Raw genomic sequence first — 14,206 nt, forward strand, 5'->3', positions numbered from 1 at the left:
CGTTCAGAGCCGGCGGAGCATGACGATCCGGTTGGAATTGGTTCCCCGCGTGCCGTTGCTGACGCCCCAGCAATTCGAGGTCTTGGTGAAGGTCTGAAGGTTGACCAGCACGCCAAGCCGTTGAAAGGGCAGGCCATCCGCCGCTTGCCAGACGCGCTTTTCGAGCAGCACCCGGCCGCGCCGCACCTCGCCCACCTCGAAGGCGACATGGCCGCCCGGCCGCACGAGCCGGGCCAGTTCGGCAAGCACGCGGCGCACCATTTCCGTCCAGGCGGCTTCGCTCCGGTGCAGGTCGATTGCGACCGCGCCGGGATCGATCCCGGCGAACCAGCAGCGCAGCCAGTTGTCGGCCGCATAGTCCACGACATCGAGAAACGGCGGCGAGGTGACGACCAGGGCGACCGAGCGCGCGGCCAGGCCCGGAACATGCCAGGCCGGACCGGTGTGCAGGCGAGGCGCGCCACAGGCGGGAACGGTGCCGTCGCGCAGCAGGGATTTCGATTTCCGGAGGATGAGGGCGGCGATGTCGCGCTCGGGTGGGGCGAGGCCGAGCCTTTCGTTGATCCGACGCTGCGCCGTGACGGACACGGCCTGGTTGGGCGGCATCGAGCGGCCGGAGAAGAAGCCGGGGGAGTGGCCGGTGAGCCGGTTGATCGCGACCATGCGAATCCAGTCGGCGACCGGATCGGGCCGCGCGGCGCCCAGCGGGGCGCGTTCGGCGAGCCAGTCCCGCAGCGCCTCGAGGCGGGCGAGGGTCACGGGATGGTAGAAGGCCAGCAGGTCGTCGCGACGGATTTTCCCGAGCGCCCAGTCCACGCTGCGCAGCGAATCGGCGATATTATGCAGATCGATCGGCCGCAGCCGGGGGCGGCACATCAGCGCGGCAAGCGGATTGATGTCGTTGCCGGCGGCCCGGCGCTGCATCAGCGCCGCCTGCACCAGCGTTGTGCCACGGCCCATGAAGGGGTCGAACACGAGATCGCCCGGGGCGGTGAGGCGGGAAATGAAGAAGGCCGGAAGCTGTGGCTTGAAGCAGGCCCGGTAGGAAATCTCGTGGATCGCGTGGGCCTGGCGCTGGCCGGACGTCCAGAACGCGTTGATGAAATAATCGATCCCGTCCGCGCGTTCGTGGCGTGTTATGCCGTCGAAATCACGGAAGTCGAGAATTCCGTCGATGAGCGTCCGGTCGGGAAAAGGCTTCGGCAATGTCATGTTCAAGATGTCCATGAAGCCCACGGATCACTTCAGACGTGGTGAAAATCTGCGTCTTCCGGATTTCAGGTGTTCATGATCTGGCATTTGGCGAGGGCTTCTGTCCGTGGTCGCTTTTCGTGCCGCATGCAATACTGAAGCAATAATCTTCAGCCTCCGAAGCCCGCCGGCTGGCCACAGAAGGGCACTTGACCGGAAGCCTGAACCCGGCAAAACACGGCTATTCAGACAGAACGCCGGGTTAGCACAGCGGTAGTGCAGCGGTTTTGTAAACCGAAGGTCGGGGGTTCAAATCCCTCACCCGGCACCAGCCTTTCGGACAGCGTGGGCGTCTCGACAAGGTAGGCTGCGCCTGAATCGGCGCTGCGCCCATGGCCGTGGCCGGCGCTCGGTTTCGCCCCTTCGGCGGACGGTCGTGATGCATGAGACAACATCGAATTGGCCTTGAGATCGGACCATCCGACGGGGCGGTCGATAGAAACCGGGTGAGGACATGCCTCACCGGGAGATTTTTTCATGTCAGGGGGAGAGTGTTCCGGTTCGGCCCGTCTGTCTGCCCGAATGTCCCGAACACGATTTCATCATGACCATGCCTCGTCCCAGGAGCCGGCCGTCGAGGCCTTGCTGTATTCGGTCGCGCGGTTCTCGAAGAAGTTCGTGTGCTCGACGGCGTTGAGCATCTCGTCGAGCCAGGGAAGCGGATTCTTGTCGACATGGAAGAGCGGGTTGAGTCCGAGCTGGAGCAGACGGCGATCCGCGATATAGCGGATGTAGCGCTTCACCTCTTCGGCGGTCAGCCCCTCGACGGCGCCGAACTCGAAGGCGAGGTCGATGAAGGCATCCTCGTGATCGACGATGGTGGCGCAGCAGAGATAGATCTCGCGCCGCAGTTCCTCGGTCCAGATTTCCGGGTTCTCGGCGACGAAGGTACGGAACAGCTTGATCACCGAGTTGCAGTGCAGGCTCTCGTCGCGCACCGACCAGGAGACGATCTGGCCCATCCCCTTCATCTTGTTGAAGCGCGGGAAGTTCAGCAGGATCGCGAAGGAGGCGAAGAGCTGCAGCCCTTCGGTGAAGGCGCCGAAAGCGGCCAGCGTCTTGGCGATCTCGTGCTTCGAGTCGACGCTGAATTCCTGCATGTAGTCATACTTGTCCTTCATCTCCTTGTATTTGAGGAAGGCCGAGTATTCGACTTCCGGCATGCCGATCGTGTCGAGCAGGTGCGAATAGGCGGCGATGTGGATCGTCTCGATGTTCGAGAAGGCCGACAGCATCATCAGCACTTCCGTCGGTTTGAACACCTGGCTGTAGTGCTTCATGTAGCAGTTGTTCACCTCGACATCCGCCTGGGTGAAGAAGCGGAAGATCTGGGTGAGCAGGTTGCGCTCGCCGGGGGTGAGGTTGCGGTGCCAGTCCTTCACGTCGTCCGCGAGGGGAACTTCCTCCGGCAGCCAGTGGACGCGCTGCTGGGTCAGCCATGCCTCGTAGGCCCAGGGGTAGCGGAACGGCTTGTAGACCGGGTTTTCCGTGAGCAGGTCGAAATGCGCGGGGGTTTCGACCGGGATGGGCGCGGCGGTATCGGCGGTGGTGACGGACATTCAGGCAGATCCTCGGAAAGACGTGGGAATGCGGCGGCCGGACTACTGGCAGGCCAGGCATTCCTCGTAATTGGTCGTGCTTGCGGCGGCGGCAACCAGCGGTGCCGGGGCCGGCGCGGTGCGGTTGGCGGCGTCGCCGTGCTCGTGGCGCTGCACCTTCTCGCTCACCGTGTCAGCGCGCTGGATCGAGAGAGAGCGGCAGTAATAGAGCGACTTCACGCCCTTCTTCCATGCCTGGAAATGGATCTGGTGCAGATCCCGCTTGTGGACATTTGCCGGCAGGAAAACGTTGATCGACTGGCTCTGGCAGATATACGGCGTGCGGTCGGCGGCGTGTTCGATCACCCAGCGCTGGTCGAGTTCGAAGGCGGTCTTGAAGACGGCCTTCTCGTCGTCGGTGAGAAAATCGAGATGCTGTACCGAGCCCTTGCTGACGGTGATGTTCGACCAGGTTTCCTCATCGTCGCGGCCCTTGGCGGCGAGGAGCTGCTGCAGGTGGCGGTTGCGCACCGAGAAACTGCCGGACAGGGTTTTCTGCAGGAAGACATTGGCGGCGATCGGCTCGATGCCGGGGCTCGAATTGCCGGCGATGATCGAGATCGAGGCGGTCGGCGCGATCGCCATCTTGTGCGAGAAGCGCTCCATCACGCCGTATTCGGCGGCGTCGGGGCAGGGGCCGCGTTCCTCGGCGAGCTTGCGCGAGGCGGCATCGGCGCCGGCGCGGATATGCCGGAAGATGCGGATGTTCCACGCCTTCGCCATCGCGCTCTCGAACGGAATGTTGAGCGACTGCAGCAGCGAGTGGAACCCCATCACGCCGAGGCCGACCGAGCGCTCGCGCATCGCGGCGTATTTGGCGCGGGCCATCGAGTCCGGCGCGTTATCGATGAAATCCTGCAAGACATTGTCGAGGAAGCGCATGACGTCCTCGATGAACTGCGGATTGTCGTGCCATTCGAGCCATGTCTCGAGATTGATCGATGACAGGCAGCAGACGGCGGTGCGCTGTTGGCCGTGATGATCAAGGCCGGTGGGCAGGGTGATCTCGGCGCAGAGATTGGAGGTCTTTACCTCGAGGCCGGCGAGCTTGTGGTGCTCGGGCCGCGCGTTGTTCACGTGGTCGGCGAAGATGATGTAGGGCTCGCCGGTCTCGATCCTGGCGGTCAGGATGCGGATCCAGAGCGAGCGGGCGGAGACGGAGCGGACATGCGCGCCGTCCTTGGGCGAGGTGAGGGCCCACATCTCGTCCGCCTCCACGGCGCGCATGAACGCGTCGGAGACCAGGATGCCGTGATGCAGGTTGAGCGCCTTGCGGTTCGGATCGCCGCCGGTGGGGCGGCGGATCTCGATGAATTCCTCGACCTCCGGATGGGAAATCGGCAGGTAGACGGCGGCCGAACCACGGCGCAGCGAGCCCTGGCTGATCGCCAGCGTCAGGCTGTCCATCACCCGGATGAAGGGAACGACGCCCGAGGTCTTGCCGTTCTGGCCGACCTTCTCGCCGATCGAGCGCAGGTTGCCCCAATAGGAGCCGATGCCGCCGCCCTTGGAGGCGAGCCAGACATTCTCGTTCCAGAGATCGACGATGCCTTCCAGGCTGTCCGACGCCTCGTTGAGGAAGCAGGAGATCGGCAGGCCGCGCTTGGTGCCGCCGTTCGACAGCACCGGGGTCGCCGGCATGAACCAGAGCTTGCTGATGTAGTCGTAGAGCCGCTGGGCGTGCTCGGCGTCGTCGCCATAATAGGAGGCGACGCGGGCGAACAGGTCCTGATAGCTTTCGCCCGGCATCAGATAGCGGTCGTTCAGCGTCGCGCGGCCGAATTCGGTGAGCAGCGAATCGCGCGAGCGGTCGATCCTGATCTGATAACCCCCACGGATCTGCACATCGGTGTCGAGCAATGCGGGTTCGGGTCGGTTGATCGCGTTCATTGCAGTGGGGGCTCCCGTCGTTTCGGCGAAGCACATAACAACATATTGGGTAGGCATCGCGCAATCGCCACTAGATCAAGTTAATCCAAAAAAATCTCTTGCGCCGAGTCGGGCCCGGACGGTCTTATGTGTTCGTTGTTTGTTCTTATGCTAGACTTATGGCGCCGGCCCGGCAAGCGGGTGGCCGCACAATGCCGAATCGACGCAAAGGCCCGCGCGATCTGCATCGCGCGGGCCTGAAAAACCGTGGGGCGGTCGGGAGAGGCGGAAGCCGCGGTTCAGCGCAGCCCCTGGCAGAAGGTCTGGATGCGGGTGCAGGCGTCGCGCAGCGCCTCGGTCGAGGTCGCGTAGCTGACCCGGAAATAGCCGGGATAGATGAAGGCGCTGCCATGCACGGCCGCGACTCCCTGCTCTTCCAGCAGCGCCGTGACGAAGGCCTCGTCATCGACGATTTTTGTTCCGCCCGCCGAGGTCTTGCCGAGGCAGCCGGCGATCGAGGGGAAGACGTAGAACGCGCCCTCGGGCTTCGAGCAGGTGATGCCCGGCGCCTCGTTGAGCATCGCGACCACGAGATCCCGCCGCTCGCGATAGGCGGCGCGCATCACGTCGATCGCGTCCTCCGGGCCTTCCAGCGCGGCGAGGGCCGCGGCCTGGCTGACCGAGGAGGTGTTCGAGGTCGACTGGCTCTGCAGCTTGTCCATCGCCTTGATGAGCTGGACCGGCGCGCCGCAGAAGCCGATTCGCCAGCCGGTCATCGCATAGGCCTTGGAGCAGCCGTTCATCGTCACCGTGCGCTCGCGCAGCTTCGGCTCGACGCCGACGATGGTGGCCGGAGCAAAGCCGTCATAGACGAGCTTCTCGTAGATGTCGTCGGTGAACACCCAGATGTCGGGGTGGCGCAGCAGCACGTCGCAGATCGGGCGGAGGTCTTCCGCCGAATAGGCCGCCCCGGTCGGGTTCGAGGGCGAGTTCAGCATCAGCCACTTGGTCTTCGGCGTGATCGCCGCCTCGAGATCCTCTGCGCGCAGCTTGAAGCCGTTGTTCTGGCTGCAGGGGACGAAGACCGGCTTGCCCTCGGCGAGCTGGACGATGTCCGGATAGCTGACCCAGCACGGCGTCGGGATGATCACCTCGTCGCCGGCCTCGACGGTGGCGAGCATGGCGTTGAAGATGACCTGCTTGCCGCCGGTCGAGACGATGATCTCCTGCGGCGTGTAGTCGATCCCGTTGTCGCGCTTGAATTTCGCGGCAACGGCCTTGCGCAGCGCCATGGTGCCGGCGACGTCGGTATACTTGGTCTCGCCCGCCTCTATCGCGGCGATGGCGGCGCGCTTGATGTGGTCCGGCGTGTCGAAATCAGGCTCGCCGGCGGAGAGGCTGATGATGTCGCGGCCCTCGGCCTTGAGCTGGCGCGCCTTGGTCGAAATGGCGATCGTCTGGCTCGGGCTGATGCGGTTCAGGCGTGCGGCGATCAGGTTCATGTGCGATGCTCCCCGTGACAACGGCCCCGATGTAACCGAACTGCCGCGCGATGAACATGGCCCTGATGCGCGGGCCGGCACGAACTCCGCTCATGACGGGGCTTGCCGAGCGGGCGCCGACGCCATATCAACCGGGTCGAATGGGGTGTAGCCAAGCGGTAAGGCAGCGGATTTTGATTCCGCCATGCGGAGGTTCGAATCCTCCCACCCCAGCCAGGCCACGACGCGGCCTGGGCTCCGGGGATCAAACCTCAGGGAGATGAATGATATGTATCTGATTCTTAATCGGATTTGACACTATATGCTTTCTGGCGGGCTATCAGGCATCCGCTGATTCGGATATTCACGGCCGGCCCGGGCCATCGCGCCCCCTGTCGGCAGGAGCAGTGATTTCGACATGAACGACACGACACCGGCCGCGCCGGCGCTGAGCACGTTTCGCAAACAATCGCATTTCACCCTGTCGGCCGATCGCGGCTGGGGCCAGCGCGTGCGACTGGCTTCGACCGATCTGGTCGAGGGAGCAAAGCTCTGGCGCCTGATCTGGACGCTCGCCTTCTACGACATCAAGCTCCGCTATCGCGGCTCGGCGCTGGGGCCGTTCTGGCTGACCATCTCCACCGGCGTCCAGGTGGCGGCAATGGCCTTTCTCTACGGCGTGCTCTTCCGCACCGACATCCACACCTACCTGCCGTATCTCGCCATCTCGATGGTGCTCTGGACGTATCTCAACACCCTGATCTCCGAGGGCAGCACCTGCTTCTCCCAGAGCGACACGCTGATCAAGGGCACGCGGATGCCCTTCGTCGTGCATGCGGCGCGCAACGTGGTGCGCAACACGATCGTGCTCGCCCATAACCTGATCGTCATCGTCGTCGTCTTCGCGATCATGGACGTGCATCAGAGCCTGTATTCGCTGCTCGCCATCCCGGCGCTCGCCTTGTGGATGATCGACGCCGTCGCGATCTCGCTGCTGATGGGCGCGCTCTGCGCCCGCTTCCGCGACCTGCCGCAGATCATCCTGTCGGTCATGCAGATCGCCTTCTTCATCACGCCGGTGATCTGGTATGCGAAGGTGCTGAACAGCCATCCGCTCGGCAAGCTGCTCATCGAGTTCAACCCCTTCTACCCGATCCTCGAAATTCTCAGGGCGCCGCTGCTTGGCACGCCGATCAGCCTGCAGATCGGCCTCGAGGCCGTGTTCGTGTCCGCCCTGCTGGTCCTGCTCGCCGCGGTCGGCTTCGCCCGCATGCGCGGCCGCGTGGCATACTGGGTGTAAGCCATGACCCATCTGACCGCGTTCAACATTTCCGTCGACTTTCCGCTCTATCACGCGGAAAGCCGGTCGCTGAAGAAGACCCTGATCGGCCATGCCTCGTCGCGTTTCGCGCGGGACCAGCGCAGCCGGCCGGTCGTGCAGGCGCTGCGCAACATCTCCTTCTCGCTGAGGTCGGGAGACCGGCTCGGCCTGATCGGCTCGAACGGCTCGGGCAAGACCACGCTGCTGCGCGCGCTTTCCGGCATCTACCAGCCGACGGTCGGGTCGCTTTCGATGGAAGGGCGGCTGACCTCGCTGCTCGATCCCGGCCAGGGGATGAACCCCGACCTCACCGGGCGCGAGAACATCCGCCTGCGCGGCCAGTATCTCGGCCTCGCGCGTCCCGAAATCGACCGGCTCGAGGCGGATGTCGAGGATTTCTCCGAACTCGCCCAGTTCCTCGACCTGCCGGTGCGCAACTATTCCTCGGGCATGGTGGTGCGCCTCGCCTTCGCGATGGCGACGGCGTTTCCCCCCGAGATCCTGCTGATGGACGAATGGATCCTCGCCGGCGACGCCGCCTTCATGGAAAAGGCGAAGGACCGCGTCGAGGGCATGGTGCGCCATGCGGAGGTGCTTGTCCTCGCCAGTCACAGCGCCTCGATCCTCGTGGAGTGGTGCAACCGGCTGCTCTGGCTCGATGGCGGGCAGATCCGCGCCGACGGGCCGCCAATGAAGATCCTCGCCGACTACCTGCCGCCGCAGCAATACGAGGAACTGGTCGCCGCGCATGGCGAGACCGGGAGTTCCCGCCGCCTGCCCCGAAAGGACTGACCGGCCGGAAGCGGCCTTTGGCGCTCCGCCCCTCCCGCCTCCGGTCGGGGCAGGGCGTCATTCGCCGCCGAGCAGCCTGCCGTAATAGCGATGCGCTTCGGGCGGCAGGCCGGGCGCGGCGTCGCGCCGGATCAGTTCGCCCTGAATCCGCCTGGCGTCGGAATGCGCGCCGGCCTTGCCGATGCTGACCGTGCTGTCGTTCTGGTTGCCGAACTCGCCCGCGCCGCCGGCGGCATGCTGGCCGAGGCCCGAAGGCCCGCCGCCCGGCATCGCCGCCTTGCCGGGCATCGTCGCGAGGGCGTTCTGTGCCTGTTGCAGCGCCGCGATCGCTGCCCGCTCGCCGGACAGCCCGGCCCGCATGTCGCCCGCGCGGAGCGCGTTCCCGGCGCTCGCCATCGCCTGCTGGCCATGACCGAGTTGCGCCTGCCCCGGCAGTCCCGCGCCCGCCATGGCTCTGGCGGCGGATGAAAGCTGGCGGCGCAGCGCATCCTGCCGCCCGGCCAGCCCCGCCGACGGACTCGACTCTGGAATTGCCGCCTGGTTGCCGAACCTGGGCATCGTTGCCCGCTGCGCCGTCTGGTCCATCAGCCGCGCCTCCTGGCGCATGATGGAGGCGAGATGACGCGCCGCCTCCTGCTGCCGCTGCGCCGCCTGCGACTCCGAACGGGCGCTCGGGTTCTGCATCCGGTCGAGCATCTGCCGGAGTTTCGCCAGGTCCTGGCGGGCCCGGGCCGTTTCGCCCGCCGCCAGTTCGTTCTCGATCCGGTGGGCCAGACGGTCGATGGCGCTCCTCCGCGCGGCGGCGCGGGCGTCCGGCGTGCCGTGCGCGCCCTGCCTTGCCTGCATGGCGCGGTCGAGGCCCGATATCAGCCGTTCGATTGTCTGCCGGTCGGCCGGATGGCCGGCGAGGCCGCGCTTCAGCGCCTGGCGCAGTGCCTGGGCGGCTTCATCAAATTTCTGCACCGCCTTGTAGGTCGCGCCGAGTTCGGCGCGCTGGACGAGCATCCAGAGGCTGGCCTGGGCCTGGGCGTAATCCGGCGTTGCCGGCCCGAAGCCGGCGGCGAAGCGCGCGAGTGCCTTCCGCGTGCCGGGCGTAAGCGGACCCGGCGGCGCCGCGGCGAGCGCGCGGAGTCGCGCCGCGAGCACCGTGCGCCCCGGCGTGCCGAGCGCGAGGTCGTGCCGGAGGACCTCGATCGCCCGCGCGACCTGATTGTGCAGGGCGGGGGCGGGGAGTTGGAACCGCGCGGGCGAGGAGGTGCCGGTCTGGCCGTCGCGGTTCACGGCGGCCAGCGTGCCGTCCACCATCATGCCGGCGAGTGGGCTGGCGAGCAGATCAAGCCGGGCGCTGCCGGCGAATGAGGCCGCGTGCGCGGGGGGCGCTGGCAGGGCGGCATGGTCGGGCACCGCGCCCGGCGCATCCACGGGCGCCATGTCGAGGCCGAGGGCGGTGAGGCCGTAGCGGCTGGTGCCGCGCCAGGCGAGGGCCACATGCTGCCCATCACCGGCCGGCCCGGGTGGGGCGGCGAAGCCGATCCGCGGCGGGGTCGGCTCGATCACCGTGATCCGGTACCGCGCGATGCGGTTCCAGAACGGCCCGATCGTCAGCGTCGCCGTATGGTCGAGCCGGAGGCGGGCGCGGAAGCTGCCGGTCGCGATATTCGTGAAATCGAGCGCCTTGCCGGCGATCCGCGCGGCTGGCGCGGCGCTGCCCGCGCCGGTGACGACGACCGACAGGGTCGAGCCCGCGAGCGCGCGGACCTTGCCGGTTCCGGCGCCGATCAGGCGCGGCGTGGTTCCGGCCCAGCGCGGCGGGGTGATCCAGGCCTGCACGCCAAGGCCGGGGCGGGCGAAGGGCGAGGTGAAATCGACACTGGCCGCAAGCCGTGGCCCGGCCTGCGATCCGGCGGCGATCCACGCGGCGATCAGGCCGAGCAGGAGCAGGAAGCGCAGCGCGAACGGATCATGCGCCGCGAAATCCGGCCGCGGCAGGCCGACCCTTGCGGTGGCGAGCGAACGGTCGAGCCGGGCGCGGTGCGCATCCCAGAGCGGCATCGCGCCGGCCAGCGCCGGTTCGTCGCCAAGGGCGGCGAGCGGGCGGTGCGGCAAGCGGGAATCGCGCTCGATGCGGCGGTCGGCGGCCTCGGGCGCGGGCGGGCGATAGCGCCGGATCGCGTGGCGGAGCGCGAAGGCAAGGGCGATCAGGCCGGCGAGATCCGCCTTCCAGCCGCCGAATCCGGCGAGGCCGACGATGAGGAACACCGCGATCACGCAAGCGGGCAGCATCGCGGCAATGGCGACGGCCTCGATCGCCAGCACGCGGCGCGCCCGCCGCCGCAGCCGGGCGAGGCGCGCCGCCGGCATTACCGGCGCGGCGGCACGATCTCGTCGCGCCAGAGTTCATCCAGCGTCTGGCGCCGGCGGATCAGCTGCGGCGCGCCGTCGGCGATCATCACCTGGGCGGCGAAGGGGCGGCCGTTATAGGTGCTGCTCATCGTCGCGCCATAGGCCCCGGCATCGAGCAGCGCGACCAGCGCGCCGGGGGCAAGTTCTGGCAGGTCGTGGGTGCCGAAACGGTCGCTGCTCTCGCAGACCGGACCGACCACCTCGGCCGGCGCCGGGGCGCCCGCGGCATCGGCGGCGCCGACCGGGACGATGCCGTGCCGCGCGCCATAGAGCGCCGGGCGAATCAGGTCGTTCATCCCGGCATCGAGCACGACGAACCGTTCCGCTCCGGCGCGCTTGACGAGCGTCACGCGGGCGAGCAGCACGCCGGCCGGGCCGACGAGCCAGCGGCCGGGTTCGACGATCAGCTCCAGATCGTGGCCGCCGAGCACGCGGCGGACCATCGCCGCCTGCGCCGCGAAGGGGAAGGCGGTGCCATCGTCATAGGGAATGCCGAAGCCGCCGCCGAGGTCGAGGCGGCGCACCGCGAGCCCCTCGCCGCGCAGCGCCCCGATCAGGCCGAGCACCCGCCGGTAAGCCGCCTCGAAGGCGGCGGGCGCGAAGATCTGGCTGCCGATATGGGTGGAAAACCCGACCGCCTCGATGCCCGGCAGCGCCGCGGCATGGCGATACAGCGCGCCCGCGTCATCGAAGCCGATGCCGAACTTGTCGCCCTTGCGGCCGGTGCTGATCTTGTCGTGCCCGCCGGCGGCGACATCCGGGTTCACCCGCAGCGCGACCGGTGCGGCAACCCCCATCGCCACGGCGATGCCGGAGATCATCTCCAGCTCCTCGGCGCTTTCGACATTGAGCTGGCCGATGCCGGCGGCGAGCGCGCGGCGCAGCTCGTCCTCCCGCTTGCCCACACCGGAAAACACCATCGCCCCCGGCGCGATCCCGGCGGCCTCGGCGCGGGCGAATTCGCCGGCACTGGTCACGTCCGCCCCGGCGCCGCCGGCCCGCACCAGGCCGAGGATCGCGAGGTGGTCGTTCGCCTTCACGGCGTAGCGGATCGCCGGCGCCAGCCCCTCGCCGGCGAAGGCCGCGCGCAGGGCGGCGAGCCGCCCCTCGATCGTCGCGGCGCTGTAGACCCAGGTGGGCGTGCCGTGGGCGGCGGCGATGGACGCGAGCGGCACGTCATCGAGGCACAGCCCGTCCATCGCGTGGAACGAAAGGTTCGGCCGGGCGGCGACGAGACGGTGCCAGGCCTGGTCGCGGGTGAGGGCGTTCATCATTCGGAGGGATATTGATGCGGGTAGATCACCTGGCTCGCCGGGCCGGGCGGCGAGGGCGCGCCGGCCCGGCCGCAGGCGGCGAGAGCGGCGCAGGCGAGCAGGACGAGCAGCAGCGAGCGGGTCATGCCAGCGTCTCCTGCCAGCGCGCGGCGGCGCGGGCGACATTGTCGGGCGCGGTGCCGCCGAGGGTGCGGCGGGCGGCGACCGAGGCCTCGATGGTCAGCACATCATACACCGCCTCGGTGATCCGCGGCTCGACCTCCTGCATGACCGAGAGCGGCAGGGCGACGAGCTCGAGCCCGCGCGACTCGGCCTCGCTCACGATCCGGCCGGTGACGTGATGGGCGGTGCGGAAGGGCAGGCCGAGATCGCGCACGAGGTAGTCTGCAAGATCGGTCGCGGTCGAGAAATCGGCGCCGGCCACGGATCGCATCCGCAGCACGTCCGGCATCATGTCGCGCACCATGCCGGTCATCGCGGCGAGGCAGAGTTCGGCGGCATCGGCGGCGTCGAACACCGGCTCCTTGTCCTCCTGCATGTCCTTCGCATAGGCGAGCGGCAGTCCCTTCATCACCGCGAGCAGGCCGGTGAGCGCCCCGAAGATTCGCCCGGCCTTGGCGCGGGCGAGTTCGGCGGCGTCCGGGTTGCGCTTCTGCGGCATGATCGACGAGCCGGTGGTATAGGCGTCGGACAGCCGGATGAAGCGATAGGGCGCGCTGGTCCAGATGATGATCTCCTCGGCGAAACGCGAAAGATGCATCGCGAGGATGGAGAGGGCGGAGAGGAATTCAAGCGCGAAGTCGCGGTCCGAGACCGAATCGAGCGAATTCGCGGTCGGCCGGTCGAAGCCGAGGGCGGCGGCGGTCATGCTGCGGTCGATCGGGAAGGTGGTGCCGGCGAGGGCGGCCGCGCCGAGCGGGCATTCGTTCAGCCGCCGGCGCGCATCGGCGAGGCGGCCGCGGTCGCGCGACAGCATCTCGACATAGGCGAGCAGGTGATGCCCGAGCGTCACCGGCTGGGCGGTCTGCAGATGGGTGAAGCCAGGCATGATGGTGGCCGCGTGTTCGGCCGCGCGGTCGGCGAGCGCGCGCATCAGCTCGCGCACCTGGCCGTCGAGACTGTCGATCGCGTTGCGCACCCAGAGGCGGAAATCGGTCGCCACCTGGTCGTTGCGGCTGCGCGCGGTGTGCAGCCGGCGCCCGGCCTCGCCGATGCGCGCGACCAGCCAGGCCTCGATATTGGTGTGGATGTCCTCGAGCGCGGGATCGAAGGTGAACGACCCCTCGGCGATCGCCTCGGCGATCTCGGCGAGTCCGGCGCGGATCGCCGCCTCGTCCTCGGCGGAGATGATTCCCATCGCGGCGAGCATGCCGGCATGGGCGAGGCTGCCTTCGATATCCTCCCGCCAGAGCCGCTGATCGAACCCGATCGAGGCATTGATCGCCTGCATCACGGATGCGGGACCGGCGGCAAATCGTCCGCCCCATTGCAGGCGGGATGGTTGCGTTCCGGCCTGATCGGCACCAGAATTCGTCATATTCGGTTTGGAAGAGGTATCGGCGGTCATGCGTTTCGGGCTTTCTCGGCGGCAGTTCGCGGCTCTGGGTGCGGGTCTTGTGCTGCCTGACTTAACTTCGCTCGCCGGGATCGGCAAATCCGCCGAGGCGATGGAGCTGCCGGATGTCGCCCCCAATCTCGACGTGACCGTGCCGCAGCCGCTGCCGGACTTCCACTTCCTCGATGCGTTCGGCCGGCGGCTGACGCTGGCCCATTTCCGCGGCGAGGGGCTGGTGGTGAATTTATGGGCGACCTGGTGCCCGCCCTGCCGCGCCGAACTGCCCACGCTGGTCGCCCTCAATCCGCGGATCCGGGGCGATGGCATCCGCGTGCTGCCGATCTCCGTGGACAGCCAGGGGATCAAGGCGGTGCGCCCCTATTACGCGAAGCACCACATCACCGGCGTGCCGATCCTGCTCGACCCGAGTTCGAGCGCGCTCGATGCGTTCGACGTGAACGGGATTCCCTTCACCGTGATCGTCGACCGCAAGGGGCAGATGGTCGCCTCCCTCCAGGGGGCGGGTGACTGGAACACGCCGGCGACGATCGCGCAGCTGCGCAAGCTGATCGGGCCGAAGCCGGCGGCGGCCTCAGGCACCACGGCGACCTGATCCGCCGCGCCGGCTCTTGCCCCGCCGCGATCCGGCTGATAGGCCGCGC

11 protein-coding genes and 2 tRNA genes are annotated in these 14,206 nt (G+C 67.7%); 5 read left to right on the top strand and 8 right to left on the bottom strand.

Annotated elements, in window-relative coordinates:
• Nucleotides 1-3: 3 nt before the first annotated feature.
• The gene (locus RT91_RS06440) at nt 4-1,212 is read right to left on the bottom strand and encodes a DNA methyltransferase (protein ID WP_240314219.1); all 1,209 of its coding nucleotides are present in this window, start codon (nt 1,210-1,212) and stop codon (nt 4-6) included.
• Between the two features lie 235 nt (nt 1,213-1,447).
• Between RT91_RS06440 and RT91_RS06445 the strand changes: the two genes are divergently transcribed.
• Nucleotides 1,448-1,522, top strand: a tRNA-Thr gene (locus RT91_RS06445).
• Between the two features lie 271 nt (nt 1,523-1,793).
• Here the strand turns inward: RT91_RS06445 and RT91_RS06450 are convergent.
• The 3 genes from RT91_RS06450 to RT91_RS06460 all read right to left on the bottom strand — a co-directional run bounded on the left by RT91_RS06450 (nt 1,794) and on the right by RT91_RS06460 (nt 6,220).
• Nucleotides 1,794-2,810, bottom strand: coding sequence for a ribonucleotide-diphosphate reductase subunit beta (locus RT91_RS06450; protein WP_011941739.1), 1,017 nt, complete (start codon nt 2,808-2,810; stop codon nt 1,794-1,796).
• Nucleotides 2,811-2,852: 42 nt separating this feature from the next.
• Nucleotides 2,853-4,739, bottom strand: a complete 1,887-nt coding sequence (locus RT91_RS06455) for a ribonucleoside-diphosphate reductase subunit alpha (protein WP_011941740.1) — start codon at nt 4,737-4,739, stop codon at nt 2,853-2,855.
• Between the two features lie 278 nt (nt 4,740-5,017).
• Complete coding sequence (locus RT91_RS06460) at nt 5,018-6,220, bottom strand: pyridoxal phosphate-dependent aminotransferase (protein WP_013639808.1); 1,203 nt, start codon at nt 6,218-6,220, stop codon at nt 5,018-5,020.
• Between the two features lie 141 nt (nt 6,221-6,361).
• Between RT91_RS06460 and RT91_RS06465 the strand changes: the two genes are divergently transcribed.
• The 3 genes from RT91_RS06465 to RT91_RS06475 all read left to right on the top strand — a co-directional run bounded on the left by RT91_RS06465 (nt 6,362) and on the right by RT91_RS06475 (nt 8,312).
• A tRNA-Gln gene (locus RT91_RS06465) sits at nt 6,362-6,436 on the top strand.
• A gap of 181 nt (nt 6,437-6,617) precedes the next feature.
• Nucleotides 6,618-7,499, top strand: a complete 882-nt coding sequence (locus RT91_RS06470; RefSeq protein ID WP_007424309.1) for an ABC transporter permease — start codon at nt 6,618-6,620, stop codon at nt 7,497-7,499.
• Nucleotides 7,500-7,502: 3 nt separating this feature from the next.
• Complete coding sequence (locus RT91_RS06475; protein ID WP_007424308.1) at nt 7,503-8,312, top strand: ABC transporter ATP-binding protein; 810 nt, start codon at nt 7,503-7,505, stop codon at nt 8,310-8,312.
• A gap of 57 nt (nt 8,313-8,369) precedes the next feature.
• On the opposite strand, the gene RT91_RS06480 is transcribed toward RT91_RS06475, so the two are convergent.
• The 4 genes from RT91_RS06480 to argH are packed head-to-tail and all read right to left on the bottom strand — an operon-like array spanning nt 8,370 to nt 13,526.
• On the bottom strand, nt 8,370-10,673 hold the full coding sequence (locus RT91_RS06480) for a DUF4175 family protein (protein ID WP_035186298.1): 2,304 nt from the start codon (nt 10,671-10,673) through the stop codon (nt 8,370-8,372).
• Complete coding sequence (lysA, locus tag RT91_RS06485) at nt 10,673-11,989, bottom strand: diaminopimelate decarboxylase (RefSeq protein ID WP_035186300.1); 1,317 nt, start codon at nt 11,987-11,989, stop codon at nt 10,673-10,675. The genes RT91_RS06480 and lysA overlap by 1 nt, the downstream gene beginning before the upstream one ends.
• The gene (locus RT91_RS22800; RefSeq protein WP_256363794.1) at nt 11,986-12,114 is read right to left on the bottom strand and encodes a hypothetical protein; all 129 of its coding nucleotides are present in this window, start codon (nt 12,112-12,114) and stop codon (nt 11,986-11,988) included. The genes lysA and RT91_RS22800 overlap by 4 nt, the downstream gene beginning before the upstream one ends.
• Entirely contained in the window at nt 12,111-13,526 is a 1,416-nt protein-coding gene (argH, locus tag RT91_RS06490) for an argininosuccinate lyase (protein WP_011941745.1), read from the bottom strand. Before argH ends, RT91_RS22800 begins: the two co-directional genes overlap by 4 nt.
• Nucleotides 13,527-13,554: 28 nt before the next feature.
• On the opposite strand from argH, the gene RT91_RS06495 reads away from it, so the two are divergent.
• Nucleotides 13,555-14,157: a TlpA disulfide reductase family protein gene (locus tag RT91_RS06495; RefSeq protein ID WP_035186303.1), complete on the top strand. Its 603-nt coding sequence runs from the start codon at nt 13,555-13,557 to the stop codon at nt 14,155-14,157.
• The last annotated feature ends 49 nt before the right edge of the window (nt 14,158-14,206 follow it).

It is taken from the genome of Acidiphilium sp. JA12-A1 (genome assembly GCF_000724705.2).
Classification (GTDB): domain Bacteria; phylum Pseudomonadota; class Alphaproteobacteria; order Acetobacterales; family Acetobacteraceae; genus Acidiphilium; species Acidiphilium multivorum.

Bases quoted from the DNA above. Each gene is read 5' to 3' on its own strand.
- RT91_RS06495 (WP_035186303.1), top strand. From the start codon at position 13,555: ATGCGTTTCGGGCTTTCTCGGCGGCAGTTCGCGGCTCTGGGTGCGGGT.
- RT91_RS22800 (WP_256363794.1), bottom strand. From the start codon at position 12,114: ATGACCCGCTCGCTGCTGCTCGTCCTGCTCGCCTGCGCCGCTCTCGCC.
- RT91_RS06455 (WP_011941740.1), bottom strand. From the start codon at position 4,739: ATGAACGCGATCAACCGACCCGAACCCGCATTGCTCGACACCGATGTG.
- lysA (WP_035186300.1), bottom strand. From the start codon at position 11,989: ATGATGAACGCCCTCACCCGCGACCAGGCCTGGCACCGTCTCGTCGCC.
- argH (WP_011941745.1), bottom strand. From the start codon at position 13,526: ATGACGAATTCTGGTGCCGATCAGGCCGGAACGCAACCATCCCGCCTG.
- RT91_RS06450 (WP_011941739.1), bottom strand. From the start codon at position 2,810: ATGTCCGTCACCACCGCCGATACCGCCGCGCCCATCCCGGTCGAAACC.
- RT91_RS06460 (WP_013639808.1), bottom strand. From the start codon at position 6,220: ATGAACCTGATCGCCGCACGCCTGAACCGCATCAGCCCGAGCCAGACG.
- RT91_RS06440 (WP_240314219.1), bottom strand. From the start codon at position 1,212: ATGACATTGCCGAAGCCTTTTCCCGACCGGACGCTCATCGACGGAATT.
- RT91_RS06470 (WP_007424309.1), top strand. From the start codon at position 6,618: ATGAACGACACGACACCGGCCGCGCCGGCGCTGAGCACGTTTCGCAAA.
- RT91_RS06475 (WP_007424308.1), top strand. From the start codon at position 7,503: ATGACCCATCTGACCGCGTTCAACATTTCCGTCGACTTTCCGCTCTAT.
- RT91_RS06480 (WP_035186298.1), bottom strand. From the start codon at position 10,673: ATGCCGGCGGCGCGCCTCGCCCGGCTGCGGCGGCGGGCGCGCCGCGTG.